Annotated in this window: 22 protein-coding genes and 1 pseudogene; 14 read left to right on the plus strand and 9 right to left on the minus strand. The window is 68.7% G+C overall.

Annotation, left to right across the window (positions count from 1 at the left end; translation table 11 throughout):
• The first annotated feature begins 161 nt into the window (after window positions 1–161).
• Window positions 162–1,427 (plus strand): hypothetical protein, encoded by a 1,266-nt coding sequence (locus WH85_RS33555; protein ID WP_052720989.1) that lies wholly within the window; start codon window positions 162–164, stop codon window positions 1,425–1,427.
• Here the strand turns inward: WH85_RS33555 and WH85_RS33560 are convergent.
• Window positions 1,424–2,911: an FAD-dependent monooxygenase gene (locus tag WH85_RS33560; RefSeq protein ID WP_045746102.1), complete on the minus strand. Its 1,488-nt coding sequence runs from the start codon at window positions 2,909–2,911 to the stop codon at window positions 1,424–1,426. The genes WH85_RS33555 and WH85_RS33560 overlap by 4 nt on opposite strands.
• 78 nt (window positions 2,912–2,989) lie before the next feature.
• Here WH85_RS33560 and WH85_RS33565 point away from each other — a divergent pair, with 78 nt between their 5' ends.
• Window positions 2,990–3,571 (plus strand): TetR/AcrR family transcriptional regulator, encoded by a 582-nt coding sequence (locus tag WH85_RS33565; protein ID WP_045746103.1) that lies wholly within the window; start codon window positions 2,990–2,992, stop codon window positions 3,569–3,571.
• 341 nt (window positions 3,572–3,912) lie between these two features.
• Here WH85_RS33565 and WH85_RS33570 read toward each other — a convergent pair whose 3' ends face one another.
• Together WH85_RS33570 and WH85_RS33575 are read right to left on the minus strand one after the other, a co-directional pair.
• The gene (locus tag WH85_RS33570) at window positions 3,913–4,182 is read right to left on the minus strand and encodes a hypothetical protein (protein ID WP_045746104.1); all 270 of its coding nucleotides are present in this window, start codon (window positions 4,180–4,182) and stop codon (window positions 3,913–3,915) included.
• Window positions 4,183–4,866: 684 nt separating this feature from the next.
• Window positions 4,867–5,355, minus strand: coding sequence for a hypothetical protein (locus WH85_RS33575; RefSeq protein WP_425394680.1), 489 nt, complete (start codon window positions 5,353–5,355; stop codon window positions 4,867–4,869).
• Between the two features lie 414 nt (window positions 5,356–5,769).
• Here WH85_RS33575 and WH85_RS33580 point away from each other — a divergent pair, with 414 nt between their 5' ends.
• The 10 genes from WH85_RS33580 (at window position 5,770) to WH85_RS33625 (ending at window position 13,588) form a co-directional block, all read left to right on the plus strand.
• The gene (locus tag WH85_RS33580) at window positions 5,770–6,126 is read left to right on the plus strand and encodes a hypothetical protein (protein ID WP_045746105.1); all 357 of its coding nucleotides are present in this window, start codon (window positions 5,770–5,772) and stop codon (window positions 6,124–6,126) included.
• A gap of 81 nt (window positions 6,127–6,207) precedes the next feature.
• Window positions 6,208–6,702, plus strand: a complete 495-nt coding sequence (locus WH85_RS54210; RefSeq protein WP_169792518.1) for a MarR family transcriptional regulator — start codon at window positions 6,208–6,210, stop codon at window positions 6,700–6,702.
• Window positions 6,620–7,744: a methyltransferase, FxLD system gene (fxlM, locus tag WH85_RS33585; protein ID WP_281179110.1), complete on the plus strand. Its 1,125-nt coding sequence runs from the start codon at window positions 6,620–6,622 to the stop codon at window positions 7,742–7,744. The genes WH85_RS54210 and fxlM overlap by 83 nt, the downstream gene beginning before the upstream one ends.
• Window positions 7,741–8,133, plus strand: a complete 393-nt coding sequence (locus tag WH85_RS33590; protein WP_245674204.1) for a MazG-like family protein — start codon at window positions 7,741–7,743, stop codon at window positions 8,131–8,133. The genes fxlM and WH85_RS33590 overlap by 4 nt, the downstream gene beginning before the upstream one ends.
• 326 nt (window positions 8,134–8,459) lie before the next feature.
• Complete coding sequence (locus tag WH85_RS33595) at window positions 8,460–8,954, plus strand: YdcF family protein (RefSeq protein ID WP_052720991.1); 495 nt, start codon at window positions 8,460–8,462, stop codon at window positions 8,952–8,954.
• 198 nt (window positions 8,955–9,152) lie between these two features.
• Entirely contained in the window at window positions 9,153–10,382 is a 1,230-nt protein-coding gene (locus WH85_RS52465) for a DUF402 domain-containing protein (RefSeq protein WP_211275526.1), read from the plus strand.
• A gap of 259 nt (window positions 10,383–10,641) precedes the next feature.
• Window positions 10,642–11,397: a 5-formyltetrahydrofolate cyclo-ligase gene (locus WH85_RS33610; protein WP_045746106.1), complete on the plus strand. Its 756-nt coding sequence runs from the start codon at window positions 10,642–10,644 to the stop codon at window positions 11,395–11,397.
• Between the two features lie 100 nt (window positions 11,398–11,497).
• Window positions 11,498–12,304 (plus strand): hypothetical protein, encoded by an 807-nt coding sequence (locus WH85_RS33615; RefSeq protein ID WP_045746107.1) that lies wholly within the window; start codon window positions 11,498–11,500, stop codon window positions 12,302–12,304.
• 279 nt (window positions 12,305–12,583) lie between these two features.
• Window positions 12,584–13,207, plus strand: coding sequence for an AAA family ATPase (locus WH85_RS33620; protein ID WP_045746108.1), 624 nt, complete (start codon window positions 12,584–12,586; stop codon window positions 13,205–13,207).
• Between the two features lie 114 nt (window positions 13,208–13,321).
• Window positions 13,322–13,588 (plus strand): helix-turn-helix transcriptional regulator, encoded by a 267-nt coding sequence (locus tag WH85_RS33625; protein WP_245674205.1) that lies wholly within the window; start codon window positions 13,322–13,324, stop codon window positions 13,586–13,588.
• 26 nt (window positions 13,589–13,614) lie between these two features.
• Here WH85_RS33625 and WH85_RS33630 read toward each other — a convergent pair whose 3' ends face one another.
• The 4 genes from WH85_RS33630 to WH85_RS33645 form a co-directional block, all read right to left on the minus strand.
• Window positions 13,615–14,025 carry a hypothetical protein gene (locus tag WH85_RS33630; RefSeq protein WP_157411377.1) on the minus strand — a complete coding sequence of 137 codons (411 nt, stop codon included), beginning with the start codon at window positions 14,023–14,025 and terminating at the stop codon, window positions 13,615–13,617.
• 69 nt (window positions 14,026–14,094) lie between these two features.
• Window positions 14,095–14,958, minus strand: coding sequence for a DUF6042 family protein (locus WH85_RS33635; protein WP_157411378.1), 864 nt, complete (start codon window positions 14,956–14,958; stop codon window positions 14,095–14,097).
• A 234-nt stretch (window positions 14,959–15,192) separates the two neighbouring features.
• Entirely contained in the window at window positions 15,193–15,855 is a 663-nt protein-coding gene (locus tag WH85_RS33640) for a hypothetical protein (protein WP_157411379.1), read from the minus strand.
• The gene (locus WH85_RS33645) at window positions 15,828–16,301 is read right to left on the minus strand and encodes a hypothetical protein (RefSeq protein WP_157411380.1); all 474 of its coding nucleotides are present in this window, start codon (window positions 16,299–16,301) and stop codon (window positions 15,828–15,830) included. Before WH85_RS33645 ends, WH85_RS33640 begins: the two co-directional genes overlap by 28 nt.
• Before the next feature lie 376 nt (window positions 16,302–16,677).
• Between WH85_RS33645 and WH85_RS54020 the strand changes: the two are divergent.
• Together WH85_RS54020 and WH85_RS33650 are read left to right on the plus strand one after the other, a co-directional pair.
• Window positions 16,678–16,875 (plus strand): annotated as a pseudogene (locus WH85_RS54020) (hypothetical protein); the annotation flags it as partial.
• A 166-nt stretch (window positions 16,876–17,041) separates the two neighbouring features.
• The gene (locus tag WH85_RS33650) at window positions 17,042–17,584 is read left to right on the plus strand and encodes an NUDIX hydrolase (RefSeq protein WP_211275527.1); all 543 of its coding nucleotides are present in this window, start codon (window positions 17,042–17,044) and stop codon (window positions 17,582–17,584) included.
• Here WH85_RS33650 and WH85_RS33655 read toward each other — a convergent pair.
• Window positions 17,574–17,804 carry a hypothetical protein gene (locus tag WH85_RS33655; protein ID WP_045746114.1) on the minus strand — a complete coding sequence of 77 codons (231 nt, stop codon included), beginning with the start codon at window positions 17,802–17,804 and terminating at the stop codon, window positions 17,574–17,576. The genes WH85_RS33650 and WH85_RS33655 overlap by 11 nt on opposite strands.
• Before the next feature lie 299 nt (window positions 17,805–18,103).
• Window positions 18,104–18,652: a nucleotidyltransferase domain-containing protein gene (locus WH85_RS33660; RefSeq protein WP_245674206.1), complete on the minus strand. Its 549-nt coding sequence runs from the start codon at window positions 18,650–18,652 to the stop codon at window positions 18,104–18,106.
• Between the last annotated feature and the right edge of the window lie 179 nt (window positions 18,653–18,831).

Raw genomic sequence — 18,831 nt, forward strand, 5'->3', positions numbered from 1 at the left:
TGACGGCGCCGGCGTGGATGCGCCGGCCCGGTTCGGAATTCGTTCGAGGAGGCCGCGTGCGCGGCCGCGGCCACCATTGCACTACTGTCCGTGGTGGTTTCGGACCTTGTTGCCTGATATATGTATATGTGCCGATGCTCAACTCTAGGAAGGCCGCTTCCTTGGCACGTATCGCCGCTGGACTCCTGACCACCCTCACACTGAGCGCCGCCATCGCCTCGCCCGCCGCCGCCTCCGCCTCTCCGTCGGCTGACTGCTTCGACACCGGACTGCCGGTGACGGTGGAGGAGGCCCGCGTCGACCGGCCCGTCCCGGGCGCCCTGATCGAGGCGGGCGGGTTCACCGACTTCCCGGTCGCGTTGCGCAAAGCCCTCTGCTCGGCCCGCTCGGTCGGTGCCGCACAACGCGCCCTCGCCGTGCAGGGCGCAACGCTGTGGCGGACGGCCGTCGACCGCGCCCAGGGCCGGATCACGATGGGCACCATCGAACGCTACGACGACCGCCCGCTCTACTGGACCCGGCTGACCGGCATCCGCGACATCCGGCAGTGGGCGCCCCGGTTCGGCCTCTCCGACGATCAACGGCAGAAACTGATCAGGACTTTCGAGTACGCGGCCCGCGGCGTCACGTCGACGACCTTCCGTCCCGGAACCACCCGGGTGCTGGTCAGCGGATTCGACCCGTACTACCTGGACCAGGAGATCCGCCGGTCCAACCCGTCCGGTGCCGCCGCCCTGCAGCTCGACGGCACCCGCCGCACCGAGGGCGGCCGGACCGTCGAGGTGCAGGCGGTCGCCCTGCCGGTGACCTGGAGCGGCTTCAACGCCGGGATCGTCGAGGACGCCTTCGGACCGCACCTCACCGGCCGGTCCCCGCAACGCGCCGACCTGATCATGACGATCAGTCAGGGCCTGCGCGGCGTGATGAACATCGAACGCTGGGCCGGCGCCTGGCGCGGCGGCACGATCGACAACAACAACGCGGGTACGCCGGAGCTGGTTCCCCTGGCGCCCCGGTGGCCGCAGCCCGACCCGACTCCGGAGTGGATCGAGACGTCGTTGCCGTATCAGGCGATGGTCGACGCCGGGACCGGTCCGTGGCCCACGCAACTGAACCGGCAGCTCTGCGAGTGGGCGGCGGGAGACCGGCCGACCGGGACGACCACCTGCCACACCGGTGAGCCCACCGGTCAGGCGCTCTCCGGTGGCGGCGGCAACTACCTGTCCAATGAGAGCATGTACCGGTCGAACCGGCTGCGCCTGGCCCTGGGCGCGACCGACGTTCCGGGCGGCCACCTGCACATCTCGGCGCTGCTCGCACTGGCGGACCCGACCGCGTTGCTGGATCCGGCGTTCGCCGCCGACCGGGCCGCGACGATCGAGCAGACGGTGGCGCTGGTCGGCGCCGCCGGGGACGCGGTTCGTTAGTCCGCCGGGCCGAACCACCGGGCGAGGGCCGCACGCAGGGACTCCTCGTCCGGTCGTTCGTCCCGGGACGCCCACGCCACGTAGGTGTCCGGGCGCAGCAGCACCGCCGTGTGGTCGCCGCCGTTGCCGGTGGCGACCACGTCGACGCGGTCCTTCCACGGGCTCGCGACGTCGGCCAGCGTTCCGGTGGTGTCGAACAGCAGGGGGCGGGCCGTCCTGGTCAGTTCCGCCACGCGCCGCCCGCCGATCGTGTCCGGAGCGAACCAGCCGACCGCGTCGTCGCCGCTGTCGCCCAGGTCGTACCGCACATCGGCACCGGCCAGCATCCGCGCGACGTGCCGGGCGTTGGCCGGCATCGCCAGCAGCTCACCCACCAGCACCCGCAGCGCGGTGATCTCCGGGCCGGGTCCGGCGAGCACGGCCTGCGCCTGCGTGGACGTCATCACCCGCTGGGCGACGGGACGGCGTTCCTTCTCGTACGTGTCGAGCAGGCTCGCCGGCATCCGGCCGGACAGCACCGTGGCCAGCTTCCAGCCCAGATTCGTCGCGTCCTGCAGACCCAGGTTGAGCCCCGGACCGCCCATGCTGGAATGCACGTGCGCGGCGTCGCCGACCAGCAGCACGCGGCCCTGCCGGTAACGGTCGGCCAGCCGGGTGTTGCCGAAGACCATCCGGCGCAGCAGTCGCGGGCCGTCGGCGGGCGGCGGTCCGGCCGGCACCGGCCTCCCCAGGATCCGGGCGACGCTCTCCAGGACCTCGTCGAGCGTGACCGGGTTGTCGAGGGCGCCGGTCCGCTCGCTCGTGCCGATCATGTGGGGGCGGCCGGGCTGGTTCATCCAGGCGACCATGCCGTTCTCGTACCGCAGATGCCTGTTGGCGGGCAGCGTGCCGAAACCGTCGACGATCAGCCCGCCGTCCGCGTCGATCGACTCCGGCGGGACGCTGACGCTCGCCATCCGGCCGACGGTGTCGTCGCTGGTGACGCCCGGGAACCCGATGCCGGACAGCTTGCGCACGATGCTGTGGCCGCCGTCCGCGCCGACCACCCAGCGGGCGGTCAGCTCCTCCCCGGTGGACAGCGTCACGGTCGCCGCGTCGTCGTGCTGGACCAGACCGGTGACCTCGACCCCGCGACGGACCTCGACACCGAGTTCGGTCACCCGCCGGCCGAGCATCTCCTCGGTCTTCTGCTGGTGGGCGCCCAGCACGTAGACGGGGTTGTCCGACACCGTGCTGAAGTCGACGGGGAAGGCGCCGAAGTCGTACTCCGGGGCGGGTTCCGGGATGGTGTCGCCGCTCAGTCGTTCGTAGAGTCCGCGCCGGTCGAGCATCCGGACGACCTGGCCGACCATGCCGCTCGCCTTGCGTTCCGGCGAGATCCCGGCGAGGCGTTCCACGACCAGTGGGCGTACGCCGGCCAGCGCGAGTTCGGCGGCGAGCATCAGCCCGTTGGGTCCGGCGCCGACGATCAGGACATCGATCATGTCGAGTGATCCCCTCTCATAAGATGCGGTGCTGCATCTTATGGAGGCGAGCGTAGGTCGATGCTTTAAGATGCGCAAGTGACTCTTAAATCGCGGCGGCGTGGGGCGGCACTGGAGGACGCGATCCTCGAAGCCGCCTGGGACGTGCTGATCGACAACGGCTACCCCGGTTTCACGTACGACGCGGTCGCCGCCCGTGCCGGCACCAGCCGCCCGGTCCTGTCCCGGCGCTGGCCACAACGCGACGACCTGGTGGTGGCGGCCATCGCGGCCTACCGGAGACGGCACCGCGTCGACGTGCCGGACACCGGGAGCCTGCGGGAGGATGCGCTGGGCCTGCTGCGGGCCCTCAACGCGGACCGCATCCAGATGGTGACGGTGGCGGGCGTACAGCTGATGGGCTTCTTCCGGGGCGCCGGGACCAGCATGAACGACCTCCGCGCAAGCCTGATCGGCCCGGACGAACCCCAACCGTTCGAGGTGCTGGTCGCGCGGGCCGTCGCACGCGGCGAACTCCCGGACGTGCCCCGGTCCGCCGTCGTGGTGAACATGCCGTTCGACCTGCTCCGCCACGACCTGATCATGACGATGCGGGTGATCCCCGACGAGAAGCTCGTCGCGATCGTCGACGAGGCCTGGCTGCCGCTGCTCACGAGGTGACCGGGACCGCTCGGTCCGCGTCTCCGCGTCTCCGCGTCTCCGCGTCTCCGCGTTTCCGCTGCTCACGAAGCGATCGGGACTGGTCGGTCCACGTGTCCCAGCCGACGTCTCGGGCGCCCGTTTCGAGATCGTGGCGGGAAGTGCTCTCCGGGAAGGAGCGCGGGATGGTCCGCGCGGGTTCAGGCGCGTTGCCGGAGCGGCGGCGGTAATCGTGTGAGCGCCTGCCGTGCTGCCCGCGCGTCCGGAGGAACTCTCCTACGGGCGCGTGGGGAGGGAGGCCCACGACCTCGGCTGTCGCGGGATTCGAGCGCTGACCAACCGCCTGCCGTCCGGGGTGTGGATCAGACCCGGCGAGACTTCAGGGCGAACACGCCGAGGCCGATGCCCAGGACAGCCGGGATGCCGACCATCGCCACGGTGTCGATGATGCTGTTCATGTCGTACTCGATGTTCGTCTCCTCGAGGACCAGCGTCCAGAGCAGGAAACCACTGATCGCGATCAGTGCGGCCGCCAGCCCGAACATGCTCTTGCGCCGCGCCGCGACCAGGCCCCAGACGATCAGGCCGAGGAAGGCGGCGACCACTGCCAGGTACCAGTACTGGAACTCCATGAACTCACCTCAACATCATCCACTCGCTTGAGCCGCACCCTAGCAGTGCCGCGCACGTCCACGACCAGGCACGGGAGCCGCCCACGACCTGATCGGCCGCGGCCGGCCCGACTCCCGGCGGCGCACGGCACTGGCCGGCGACCGTACTCGGCGGCCTGTTGTCCACCGGCGGCAACCGCGAACCGTGACATGTGCGGGCACCCGCCGACGATACGGCCGAACCGTCGATGACGGGTCTCAAGTACGGCAGCCGCCATTCGTGAGGTGACCTCGGATCCCGCGGGAACGAGGACGGCCACCGCATGATCGTCTGTGCGTTGTGGACACAACATTCAACCTTGCGGTGGCCGAGAGCCACAGCGTAGAGCCTGGCCGATGGCGACGAACCATCGACCTGATCATCGACTCGTTCGCCGGCCGGTCGCCGGGTCACGCCTCGCCAGGCTGCTGCCGGGTTCGTCACCGGACTGCTCGATCAGCTCCGCCGGCCAAGCATCCGGAGACTCCTCGACCGCTACGCACCAGCCGAACCGGCACCACCCGGCACCGAAGCAGACGAGCAATCGAAACAAGAACGACCTCACCTCCACGAAAGGAGGCGCGATGCAACAGCAAGCACACCGACTGCCGATTCAGAACTCGGCTACCTTCCTACAGCGAAGTGATCATCGTCGGTCGGGCGTCTTACGTCGTCGGCACCAAGGGCGCGGTCGAGCCAACCTCGATTGCCTCGCGGACCTTGTTGAGGGCGTCACGGATCATGGCGCCATAGTCATCCGCCGGGAGTTCGTCGAGCGCACCGGTGGCCTCGCTCAAGAAGTGCCGCGCCTCCTTCTCGTGTCCGGCCCGGCGGTGAACGTCGGCCAGATTGAGGTGCAAAGAAGGCAGGAAAGCCCGCGCCCGCCACGAGTCGTCAAAAGCACGGGTTCGCTCGTCGGTGAGATCCGGGAACGCCGCCAGCGCGAGCTCGTCCCACCGCAGCTCATCTTCCACCGAGTCCTGCAGGTCAGCGAGGTAATGGGCGATGGTGCACCGGTGAAGGGAATCCTCAGTGGTCCCCCACAGGCGTTCCAGGACAGCACGGGCACCGGGCTTGTCACCTGCGACATTCAGCTCCTGGGCCTTGCGGATCTCTTCCATCACGACATCGGTCACGGCTCGTCCTCCGGTCAGCGGTCCCGCGACGCGCAGAGCCGCACGTCGTCCAACCCAGGACAGAGCTTCGACCCTCAACCAGGTCGAGGGTCAAGCACCAGGGACCACGATCCCGGCCCCACGTCCGCGCACTGCTCACCTGCTACGGCAACAACACCCACCTGGCATTTCGGCCACACGATCCATGAACAGTCGACATGCAAGCCGGGCCGCGCTGGCCAACCGAACCCGGGAAGCACCAGGAGAAAGCGCCATCTCGCTGAGACGGACACGCCGCCATTCCGCCGAGAAACGGCAGCCACCCGCGCAGGTCAACTCGCAGGACGCCGCCAACTCAGATGAGAACCCACAGATGACCGCGTCCTGGGAAGCCACCGTCGCCGGTCGTGGCAACACGATGCGGGTGCGTCCCCCAGTGCGGGGAGCAGTCAGATGAATCCTGACCACGAAAGCTCCGCTGCCGAACGCGATGAGAGGCCGATCCAGCGGGCGAGCGAACTGCGCCCGGCCTCCGCGACACCGCCGGCTCGGCTCGACGAGATCGCAGCGGAGTTTCTCCAGGAAGCGCACCTCGCGGCGCAAGAAGCGGCCGACCTCGAACGCCAGGCCGACGCGACCGACGATCCGCAGGCCCGAGAGTGGCTGTTGTGGCAGGCCCGATCCGCCATCACGACAGCCCTGTCATGGTTTGAATCCGCCACCGCCGAGGTCGCTGCTGGCGCTCTGCTGACTCCCGAGCTTGACAGAGCGGCCCCGTCGCGGCGGAACCGCTCGGCGCCCGCCATCTGACGGGCGCGGTGGTCATCTCACCTGTCACTGCCCCCTTACCTCGACCTGTCCATGTATGCCGACATTCATCGGAGACCGACCATGAAAACCGACCAGCCGGTATCGACACCCGACGCTCGGGCAACTGAGGATGATCTGCTGCATCGGACCGCGGTCCTGTGCCGGAGGGGCAATAGGATCCGCCGGCATCTGGAGCGCGCTGTCCTGCGCGACGCCGGCCTGACGTGGAGCAGTTACGACGTTCTGCAGTTGGCGGTGAGTCACCGGCCGATCGATACCCGCACGATCGCCGAGATAGCGGGTGTCTCCAAATCCACCGTCACCATGGTGGCCGACGCCCTCAGCCGGCGCGGGCTGGTGCGGTGGCTACGACGGTTGCATTTGGCCCCACCAGGGCGGCTTCAAGTGGCTCCACCCTCACCAAGATCCCCACCGCGACGGTTGAAACTGGCCCCGCCTCCCACCAGCAGCAAGTCGTCGAGAAGATCGCCAAGTGGGGCCAGTTGGGGCCGTCAGGGGCGAGCAAGGTGGGTCCAAATCAAGCCGTCCTGGTGGAGCCATTTCGGACCGTCATAGCCAGTCCAGTATCAGTGCGCCGTGGCTCCAGGCTCAAATGCTGGCCGCGGCTGACCTGCGATCCGGTGACCGTGTCCTCGAGGTGGGATCCGGCGGCTACAACGCGGCCCTGATCGCCGAGCTCGTCGGAGCGACCGGCACGGTGGTCAGCATCGACATCGACCCGGACGTGACCGCCAACGCCCGCGCCGCCCTCGACCGCGCCGGATACCCGCACGTCCAGGTGGTGCAGGCCGACGCCGCCCACGGCCACCCCGACGCGGGGTTGTTCGACGTCATCCTGGTCACCGTCGAATCCAGTGACGTACCCCCGGCCTGGCGCCACCAGCTCGCACCCGCAGGCCGGCTGATCGTCCCGCTGCGGATGCGCGGCAACACCCGCTGCCTGACCCTCCGGCACGACGGCGACCACCTGACCGCAACCGCCGCCGTGCAGTGCGGCTTCGTGGCGATGCAGGGCGAGGGCGCCGACCCGGTCACCCGGATCCGGCTGTACGGCGACGACATCGTCCTGACCCTCGACGACCCCACCACCCGCGCCGATCCCGAACGACTGGCGGCCGCCCTCGACGGGCCGCGCGTCGAGGCATGGACGCAGATCACCGCCACCGTCGACGAGCATGGCGTCTTCGAGTCCATCCACCTGTGGCTCGCCTCCCAGCCCCGCCCGTACGGGGTGCTCACCGTCGACCGCCACAAGGTCGGTGATCTGCTCGACCCCGACAACAAGTTCACCTGCCCGACCCTGCTCGGGCCCGACAGCTTCGCCCACCTGACCCTGCGCCAACCCCGGCGCGGCGTGTACGAGTTCGGCGACCACGGGTTCGGCCCTGCTGCCGACCGCCTCGTCGCCGAACTCACCGACCTCATCCTCACCTGGGATCGTGACTACCGGCATGGACCCGGTCCGGCGATCACAGTGCACCCCACCGGCACACCCGTACCCGCCACCGACCGGCCCCAGCTGCTCGTTCCCCGCCGGCACACCACCATCGCCATCACGTGGCCCGCCCCCATCCACGACAGCAAGGACCCGCAGTGACCAGCACACCGAACGGCAAGCACCCGAGGGATCCGGCCAACGGCACCCGCGCTGACGCCGAGATCTGGGAGACGATCGACCGCGCCAGGCGCTGGCTCGACGACGCCAACGGCACCGACCGGGCCGAGATGTCGATGCGGATCGTCAAGATCGCCGAAGAGTACGGCGAAGTGGCTGCGGCCTGGGTCGGCTCCACCGGCCAGAATCCCCGCAAGGGCATCACGCACACGCAGCAGGACGTGGTTGCCGAGCTCGGTGATGTCGCCTTCACCGCCCTGGTCGCCGCGGCCAGCCTCGGGGCAGATCCCCGAAAGGTGCTGGCCGACGTCGCGGCCAAGGTCGCCAGCCGGCTCGACCCGGCCGAGGCCGACACCGTCCAGGGGCCGTGAGCGGCACAACCCCACCCACGCCGCCTGCAACCACCAGGCAGGCCGGGTTCATCCCCATCCACCCGTCCAGCTCGCCACCCCGCCGGCCCTCACCATCTGGGAGATCACGTTGACCGGCTTCACCGCGACCCGGCCCCACAAACGCGTGGGCGCCAGCACCAGCATGGAGATCGTATGCGGGTGGACCAGCTGGTGGTCACCGACCGGGCCGCGAGATCAGGCAGGTGCCGACAATATGGCACCGCGATGATCATGCAGAGCGGTGCACGGGCGGGAGACCTCACGGCCAGACGGCCGCCAGCCGGCGCGAGGCCACGGTGTTCGACATGCCGGTGACTGACGACATCGCGGACTTCGTCGACGCGTCCGCTCTCGGGCTCGGGCCCGCCGACGTGATCTTCGTGTTCGGCTCTACCCTGCCGGATGCCGTCCAGCCGGCGGTGCAGGTGTTCCGATCAGGGCTCGCCCCTCTGATCGTCCTGACCGGCGGCCCCAACCGCCGCAACCCTGCTCACGTCGAGAGCGACGCGCATGCCCGGCTGCTGCAAGCGCACGGCATCACCCCGGACAAGCTCCTCATCGAGCGGGAGTCCCAGACCTCACGGGAGAACGTCCAGTTCGCCCGCCCGCTCCTCGAAGAACGCCTCGGCCCCATCCGGACGATCATTGCCGTCACCAAATGGTGGCAGAGGCGACAAATCCATCTCCTGGCTGTGGGTTTCCCGTCGGTCGAGCGGATTTACGCCGCCACGTGGAACCCGCCCGCTCGCGCGGACGCACGCGCCTACGACCGGACCACCTGGGCCTCCAGCACAGATTGAGCGCGCATCGAAGGCGAGCACGACTACCTGAAGAGACTGCTCGACAGCGGCGAACTGCCTGCGCTGTCGCGGACCCCGGCCGGCTGGACCCGGACCAGAGCGGCCGCCCGGATCCCGTGACACAGCGGCGCCCGCGGACCGCCCCGGCAAAGAGACCCGCGGCTGACCACCGATCCCCTCGACGAACGGAGATCCCCGATGACCAGTGCCGTCTTCGCGGCGGGCTCGACCGTCGTGCGCCGCGACGTCCTCGACGGCCGAGTCTGGACCGCGGCCGCGCACCGCGTCCTGTCCGACGACGGCCACCAGCTCAGGCTGGTCTGCTGGCCCGGCTGCCCCAGCTACGTACCGTCCACCTGGATCGCATGGCTGCACGACGGCGACGACGCCACCCGCAAGCAAGGCATCCCGAACCTGGCCAACCGCCGGTGGCAGCTCGGCGCCTGGACCTGGCAACACACCATCCTGCGCAGCTGGATCGGCCTCGACCCCGACTTCAGCGTCATGTATTTCCGCCCCCTGGCCGGCGGCCCCGCCCTGTGGAAGATCAACTTTGAGCGGCCCGTCCAGCGCACGGCAATCGGCATTGACACCTTCGACTTGCTCCTCGACCTGGCCGGCGACGCCACCGGCGAGCGATGGACCTGGAAAGACGAAGACGAGTACCAGCAGGCACGCCGCCTCGGGCTCATCACCGAGCACCAGCACATCGACCAGGCCCAGCAGCGAGCGATCGCGCTCGTCGAAGCGCGCACCGGCCCGCTGGCCCACGACTGGTCCAGCTGGACCGTGCCCGAGCACTGGCCCGCCCCCGTCCTGCCCGCGTACGTGACGATCGACCCGACCGCCGCCGAATCCGGCATTATGCCGACGACCGCCCTGGCCAACCGCCAACCGCCAACCGCCCCGACCCGCCGTCCCCGGGACCGGCCGATGAGCCGGGCGCCCGAGCCGGCCCCGCCGGTGCGGGTGGTGATGTCGCTCTATCCGCAGTGCTACGGCCTGATCCTCAACCAGCGCAAACGCCATGAGTTCCGGCGCCACTTCCTGCCCGGCACTGCGACCACCTGGTTCGTCTATCTCACCGACCCGATCGCCGCGCTGACAGCGGTGATCGATCTGGCCCCGGCCGTCATCGACACCCCGTTCGCCATCGCCGCGATCGCCGAGCAGGTCCACCCGGGAAACGGCGCCAGTGTCCTGGAGTACCTGCGCGACGTACCCCTCGGGTACGCGATGCCGATCCTGCGGGTCCGTGAATACCCGCCGATGCCGGGCGAGCGCCTCGCCGACGTCTTCGGCCAGCCTCCGATCATCCGCCGCTACACCCGCGTCGACGAGAACCCGCAGCTCGCAGCCCTGTGCGCCCGGTTCACCGAGCAGAACCCAGTGCGCGACCTGGACATCGAACACCAGCCACCCACCTGAACCTTCCAGCCCACGCGGCGGCCGAACTGGCGGTCCGGCCAGACGCCATCGCCGACCCGCTGCGACGTGATCAACTCGTGTGCCGGAAAGGATGCCGCCGTCACGACCCCGACCTACCTCGACTGCTGACGATCGCGCAGAGCGTCGTCGCCGACGCCGAGCAGCATCTCGCCAACCCCGGCCCCGCGCTGTCGCGGGACGCGTGCGCTCAAGATGTCCTTTGTGGTTGAGTCGGAGTTCGAGTGAAGGGGATGCGCGGGTGGACGATCGAGATCCTGCAACACGACGTGCCAAGGACAAGATCCGGCACCGAGTCTGGGCGAGCCTGGAAGAGCACCACGCGGTCGAGCCGGGTGTCACCGGCCGGATCCCGGCGTTTGCCGGGGCCGAAGCCGCCGCTCAACAACTACTTGCGCTCCCGGCATGGGTGTCCGCTCGACAGCTCAAGGCCAACCCCGACCGGGCGCAGCTCCCCGTCCGCATTGCGGCGCTCACCAGCGGAAAGACCGTGTTCATGGCGGTACCCCGGCTAACTGCTCTCCACCCGTTCTACCTGCTTGATCCCGCCATGCTGACCGGGCACGCGGCCGAAGCCGCAGCGCACGAAACCGCAGCCGACCATGCCCGCACCGTGGCGATCGACCAGGTTCCGCAGCTGGACCTGGTGGTGTGCGGAAGCGTCGCGGTCAACCCCGACGGCGCACGGATCGGGAAGGGAGCCGGCTACGCCGACATCGAGCTGGGTCTGCTCACCGACGTCGGCGCGATCACCGAGCACACGACGATCGTCACTACGGTCCACCCCCTGCAGATCATCGACGGCCCGCTACCCGAGACCGAGCACGACTTCCGCCTCGACGCCATCATCACGCCCGACACCATCATCGCCTGCCCACGATCCCGGCGGCCGCACGGAATCCTCTGGAGCCACCTCACCGCCGCCAAGATCGCCGCGATTCCCGCGCTCGCGGCGCTGGCACCGATAGACGGCGTGCCACCCGCACCGGGCCCGTGACACGGTAGCGGCGTCCGCGCGTCGCGGCCGGAAGGAAGCGGGGTTGCAGACCGCGCGCCGGTCCGGACCACCAGCGCGCAGAATGCCCATAATCTTCGGTATGGCCGGTACGAGCGATAAAAGGCAGGCCGAGCACGTAGAACGCGGCAGCACACATCGGCCCACGCCGTCGAAGTGCGAGGGCGTCCTGCTCATCGACCTGGAGAACATGGTCGGCCGCAATGCCAAGGCCACCATCGTGGCCGCACGTATCCCGGCGCTGATCGGCCGGGCTGGCCCCACTGTCACTACGGTCGCCGCGTGCGCCAGCGACCGGATCACCCCGGCCAGCATGCAGATCCTGAACGACAACGGTATCGAGCTCCTCACCGTGGACGGGGCGAAAGACGCAGCCGACGATGCGCTGCTGGCCGAGGCACAGCGCCGGGCGGACGCCGGCTGCCGCCGCTTCCTCGCCGCCTCCAACGACAGCAGGTTCGCCCGGCTCGCCGAGCTCGGCGACCTGGAGGTGCTGATCTGGGCGACGCAGAAGCCCCGTACTGCCTACACCGAGCGGGCCGTCCAGGTCCACCGGCTGCCGGTCCCCGCCGCAGCCGCCGCCGTACCGAGCACGGCTCCAGCCGCCACCACCACGAAGGCCGGCACCCCACCCGAAACCCGGACGTCCACGCCCGCCACGCGCAAAACCATCCCTTCGGCGCGCACGGCCGAGCCCGGCCAGGAGTCCGTACGGCCGCCAGCGGACCGTCCGTCGGTGCCGGCGCGAGCAGGCTTCGCCGCGAAACCGGCAGTCCGGCCGGTGCTGGCCGGTGTGGGTGTGCTGGCCGCGGGGTTCCTCTTCGGTACCGGTGCCGCACTCGGCGAGCTGACGGTTCGCCATCTGCACCGCCAACTGACCCGTCGCTGATCTTCCAGAGAAAGCCACCGAGCACCACAACCGGGCCCGGGGACAGGAACTGCCGGATCGCCGCCGACCACGGCGGCCGGCGGCGCCCACCGCCGGCTCGAGCTCCCCACGAAGCCGATACGCCACCGGCTGCCGGAGAAGGAATCGCTCGTACACGTTGCCGTTCCTCCTCCGGCGCCATGCCGTACGGCACCGGGCGGCTACGTCGGCGCCACCCGGTCGAGCGACCCCGCCGCGAGCGGCCAACGCCTCCAGCCCGCCGGCTTGTTACGGTGCACCGTGCCGGAAGACGAACAGAGCAGAACCCAGCACCTCGGACCCGCCCTAGTGATCGTGCGCGGGAACTCGGCTTCCGGTAAGTCGTCCGCAGCCAGGGAGGTCCGCGACCGGTACGGGCGGGGCTGCGCGCTGATCGAGCAGGACTATCTACGCCGGACCCTACTGCGCGAACACGACAGCAGCCGGATCGACGTGGCCGCCCCCACGGTCATCACCGCCACCGCCCGCGCCGCCCTCGACCACGACTACCACGTGATCATCGAAGGCATCATGGCCGCGTCCCGCTACGCGACCGCCCTGGGCCAGCTGATCGAGCAGCACCACGGGCCGGTGCACGTGTTCTACCTCGACATCAGCCTCGCTGAGACGCTGCGCCGGCACCGGCACAAGCCCGACCTGGACCACGTCACCGACGAGCACCTGCGCTCCTGGTACCTCGAACGCGACCTGCTCGGCATCCCCGGCGAACGAGTGATCGGCGAAGCCTCGACGCTGGAACAGACCGTCGACATGATCTGGCACGACTCCGGCCTTGCGGCCGCCGCCCCGCTCGCGGCCTGCCCCACACGCTGCGCCCACTGCCAGGCCAAGGCCGCCACCACGGTAACTGAAGCCGGGACGTGAGCTGCCGCGCGGATCTGGCTGGTCGCCGGGAGCGGGGCTAGGTAGAAATCGCCGCGGACGACCCTTCCCACCCAGCTCGTCCTGCGTACTCTGCTGGAGGATCCCGGCCGCGAGGTGTACGGGTTGCAGATCGGCCAGATCACCGGTCTGGCAACCGGCACCATCCACCCGATCCTCGATCGCCTGCGGCAGGCCGGGTGGCTGGATTCCCGCTGGGAAGACATCAACCCCCGCGAACAAGGCCGCCATCAGCGGCGCTTTCACTGGTTCACCGCCGACGGCGTCGAGAAGGCCAAACATGCACTCGAGAACGCGCGCATACCGCTCAGCCGCTTACTGCCCAGCCCCAACGAAGCGCCCCGGTCGAGCGGCGATCAATAGACGTCATGTCGAACGGTCTACCGGTATCACGCTGGCTGCTGCCAGGGCTCCCACCGGTCGGTTACGCCGTCGAATACCTTACGTTCGTAGTCGGCAACCAGCTGTTTCAGCGGCGTGACCATCTCTGGATGCCTGCTGGGGTCGAAGAGTTCCCAGCTCGGCGAGGTGAAGTCGGCGACATCCGGAAGGTCATGCAGGTCGCAGTGCTGGTCAAACCACTTTGGCGGGATGTCGTCATCGAGATGACTGAGGTTGTAGACCGCGATGACACCGGCGTTGGAACGCAACTCGCTCCAGCCTGCGTCCCGGCAGATGTCGACCGTTCGGCGACAACGCCGGCCCTGACGGGTTCGGGCCACGCACTGCAACATGATCACACCGTCGCCCAAATACCAGATGCGGCCATCGATGAGAACCAAATCCGGACTTCGTTCCATGGTCGCGACGCTAGGGCACCGGCTGCCTCCGACGACTCACCTCGCCGGTAGCCCGCTGGGCGCCGCCGATCAGGCGTCGTCGCGTTCGATTCGCGCGTTCAACCGGTACGACGCCCGCCCGGCGAACTTCTCCGAATCGACAATCAGGTCGAACCGCTGGTGGTCGGCGAGTCGCTCGACGTCCACCGCGACGCCCTGCCGCTCGACGGAGAAGTCCCCTTCGTCGACCAGCACCAGGATCGCCTGGCGCACACTGTCCGGCTCCACCTGCAACGTCTCCGCGATCCTGCCGGACGTGGTGGTGAGGTGCGTCCGAGCCAAGACGCCCTCCTGATCGACAAACAGCTTCAGCACCCGCTGCGACAACCGACCGAACCGGGACCGCCACCGCAGCATGTCCTCACGGTGCTTCTCCTCCTCGCTGAGCGGAAGGACCTCGGTCGGCAACGGCGGGTCAACCGCAAGAGACAACCGCTGTTCATCACCGACGGAGGTGACCAACCCGAACGTGATCATCAGGCCGATGACGTCGTCGACGGTCCGGGCCGGTTCAAGCCCGGCCTTGGCCAGCAGCGCATCGTACTCAGCGACGCGATCGGCGTGCTCTGCGCGGTCCTCGTGAGCCTCAGTAGGGTCATCGAGGCTGGAAAGGTCAAGGCCGTCGGTCGGGTCATGCCATGCCGGGGCCGGCGGCAGCGTGGCCGAGAACGCCTGAAGATCGGCCATCGACTGCGCATCGTCACCTGAGTTGATCTCCACGCCGGACCTGCGCGCGTGCAGCAGGGCGAGGGCCTGCGCGGCTTCCTCCCGAGGCTCCTGCGGACAAGCGTGCAGAAGACCGTCGACGTCCAGGGCCGCTGAGGGAAGCCATCGGAACCATCCGAGCTGAAATAAAGCCGGGACTCGAATCGTGGAGAGTTCCGCATCGCTCACCGGGCGATGCTACCTACGCGGGCGCCGTCCATACCGGAAGGGCTCACCCGGAACGGTCCTCGTGTAACCGGCGCCGGCGTGGCTCGCACCGAGGTCCCGGCCAAAGACCCCGGTGTGCGCCGGACCGCGATCTGGACACTAGCTCGATCACCCGCGATCCTTGCTCGCCGCCGCACCGCCCCGGTCGGACTCAGATGGCGAGGGGCGGTGCGCCGACATTGTCTTCGGCACCGGCTAGGGCCGGGACCTTCTGCGGTGACCCGTCAACTGATCGAGATTGGTCGCAACCTCCCGATATGTCTGCTGGCCCGCCAGGGTCTTATGAAACGGCGCACCTTCGTCGGAGAAAAAGGGGACTGCCGTGCGCATCATCGTGGCGAGGCCGCGGGTCGTGAGTCGCTGCGCGATCGGAGCCCACCCGCGGGTGTCACCCTCGACGTCGAAGCCGAGGCCGGCAATGCGATGAACGCGATGAGGCAGCCGCAGATGTCTCCGGTCGGCAAGGACTTCCCGCACCGATTCCGCGACCGTGCCGAGGTAGGCGATGCTGCCGGCGTCGTCGCGGATCGGAAGCCCCATGTTCACCCACAGGGGGTAGGCGTACTCGTCCCGCGCGTACGTGGCTATCCATGCCTCGAAGGCCAGGGAACCCAACGCCTGCTCGTAGACGGCGTCCCATACATCCGGACCGAACAACACCCGGCCTTGCGCCGCGACAGGAGCCATCTGACGTCGTAGAAGAGAAACTTGAGCACGAACCCACCGCTCCCGGCTGGCTCCGGTTGACGGGCGGGCGATCCGAGGCCCTTGGGCGGCGACCCAGGCATGCACCTTCTCGTCGTCCGGGTGCGCAGGAAGACGGTTGTAGCTCAGGCACACGACCGTGAGGTCGGACACGGCCACCCGACCTGGTACAGCGGCGAGAGGGCGTTCTCGCCGCCCGCGTCGATCAGCAGGTGGGTGTAGCCGCCACTGTCTCGCTGCCGCAAGACGACCTCGCGGGTCTGAAACTCGTCGAAGTCGACGTCGACCGGAATCATGAGCAGGTCGACATTGAGGGCAAGCCGAATGATCGAACATACGGGCAAACGCCGACGACCGGAGGGATCGAACGCGAGCCGCGCAGTGATGCCGTCGTCGGTGATGATGAGGACCCGGCGACCAGCCCGCCCGAGCGCAGTGGCGATGGGCCGGATGAACGGCAACGTGTCAGGATCGGCGTAGTCGTCGTCGCGCAGAAACGACACGACGCTCAGCTGTGCGGCAGCGATGCGTTGCCGGGCTACGCGGTAAGTCTCACCCGTGGCTTCCGAGCGGAAAACGGCGATCTGGTTGCGGGACATGGTGTCCTCCGAGTCCACGTCGGGCCCTCGTCTGTGCCCCGCGCGGCTGACGTGAGGGTCCTTCGGACAGCAGAAGGAAACACGTGGCACAAAAGGCCTTGCTCCAAACGGCTTCGAGGCGCGGGCGACAAAGCCGGAGAGGGCGTGCGTGTAAACGCGGTAGCGCTGACGCTACCAGCCATCTCGCAGCCATGACGACGGCCACGCTGCACATCAACCCGCCTCCGCTGATCAAGAAGGGAAGGGACCACGCCATGGGTCGAACAGATTGATGCAGTAAGTACCGCTGCCGTGTCAGCGTGCGCCGACGATCAGGTGAAGCGGGCCGTTGAGGCGAGCGAGGTAACCCCTTCAACGGGCCGATAGGGTCTGCGGAATGACTGTCGACCACCCGACCGAGGCACCCGACGGGGCCGGTTACGAGGCGCTGATCTTCGATTGAGACGGCACGCTCGTCGACTCCCGCCAGCTCTGCTTCGCCGCGCTCGCCCGTGCTTTGGCCGACGTCAGCGTGGTCCTCGCCCCCGCCTGGTATTGGCCACGTGAGGCCATCGCCTCGCCGGACCTGCTGCTGAGAGCCCGGCAGGCCATCGCGATGATCGCGCCGGGTTGCTCGCGGGAGCGGGTTCCACCCAGACGACCCAAACCCGTCTGTCGCGCTGAGGAGTACACACACCAGCGGACTCTTGGTCCGCCGTGTTGGGCTGGCTCCCGAGCCTGGTGGGTCTATTTTGCGTTGGATGACTGACGGTGGACTGAGTTGGCAGCAGGTCGGCGCTCGTCCGGCCCCGGCGGGTTTTCTCAAGGTGCGGGCCCGTACCTACCGGTACCCGAACGGCGCTGAGGCGGACTGGGACATCATCCAGGGCGGCAACACCGCCGCAGTGGTGGCATTGACCGATGATGACCAGGTGGTGCTGGTCCGGCAGTTCCGGCCGGGCCCGGGGAAGGTGTTGCTGGAGCTGCCGGGCGGTAACGCCGATGGTGATGAGCCGGTCCTCGACGGCGCGGTGCGGGAGCTTCTCGAGGAGACCGGTTTCGCGGCGCAGACAGCGGAGGTCGTAGCGTCGACGTATCTGGCGTCCTACAGCACTCATGTACGGCATGCCGTGCTGGCGCGCGGCTGCCGCAGGGTCGCCGATCCGCAGCCGGGTCAGGATGAGTTCGTTGAGGTCGTGACCTTGCCGGTGCCGGAGTTCGTCCGGCACGTCCTGGGCGGTCAGTTGACCGACATGGACATGGCGCCGGCAGGTCTGGTCGCGGCCGGGATCCTTAAGCACTGAGCTCACGGGTGATCAGCCATCTGCTCTCTTCGGGTGCTTCGACGTAGAGGCCGGTTTCGGTGCCGGAGGCCCGAACGGTGATGTAACCATCCGGGCCTGAGGTGAAGGCGGTCACGTCCGGTGTGAGGGCGTCGCGTTTCCAGCCGGGCAGGATAGTGCCGAGCCGGTGCAGGACGGTTGTCAGCGTGGAGGTGATGGTCAGGATCTGCTGCCCGCGCACGCGTGTTGTCTCGGCCCGCCGAGCAGCACGTCACCCAGCCAGCCGGATCCCCTGATCGAAGCCGGCGTCCACCGATGCTGCCGCGGTCCACCGTCGACAGGGCCGCCGCCGTCACCTCACACATCCGCCAAGCCGCGTGGGCCAGCGACCACCCCTCCCACGTCGCTGCCAGAACGGAACCGCCCTGATCAGCCTTCCCGGCTACTTCCGCGGCTATCACCAAGCCAGGCATCGTTCTGCCATCCCGAATGTCTGACCGACGAGTACACCCTGCTCGTCCACGACGCCGACGGCGCCCCTCACCGTGGCGTAGACGCCTGTTCGATGGGTGTGAACCCCTCGGGCAGTGTGATCCCGAATCGCTGACAGAGCAGAGACACATCGTGATGGTCGACAGCGCGTGCCTGGTAGCCCGTATGCCAGCGCACCGCCCACTTCGCCGACTCACATCGCACGGCGACCCCGGCCACCGACCCCCGTCCCGAGAGAGCTTCCGCGGGGAATGGGCCGCCATCGACCACGGACCCGTAGTGCAGCGACCCGTCTGCCAGAGCCTCGTACAGGTGCAAATCTACCCGTAGCCGCACGCCGTCGTGGAGCACGAAGTTCCACGGCCGATCTCCGGGCCACGGGAAGATCCGGTCAACCCCGGCCTCCGCGAACGCGACGAACAACCGCTCCAGGTACGCCGCCGGCGCCCACACGTCAAGATCGGAATGCTCGCGGGTCTGCTCCCCGAGCAGCGCGTCCACCGCCCAACCGCCCCCGATGCACGCCTCCACATCGTGGGCATTGAGCCGCTCCCAGAGGGCGACCACATCCCGGGCCGGCATCGAATACTGGCTCACGGCACCAGGGTAGGCACGGACCAGGGCCCACAGCGGGCTCTGCCCGAACGTGCACCCGACTTTGCCTCGGACGCTCGCCGGCGGAACGTGTCAAGATTTTTGAGGCGGGTTGATCACGGATTCTTTGAGTGAATCTGCTGGTCAGCCTGGTTCTCTGCGGGCGGGTTGATCCATGCCGC

It is taken from the genome of Actinoplanes rectilineatus, assembly GCF_000962825.1.
Lineage (GTDB): Bacteria > Actinomycetota > Actinomycetes > Mycobacteriales > Micromonosporaceae > Actinoplanes > Actinoplanes rectilineatus.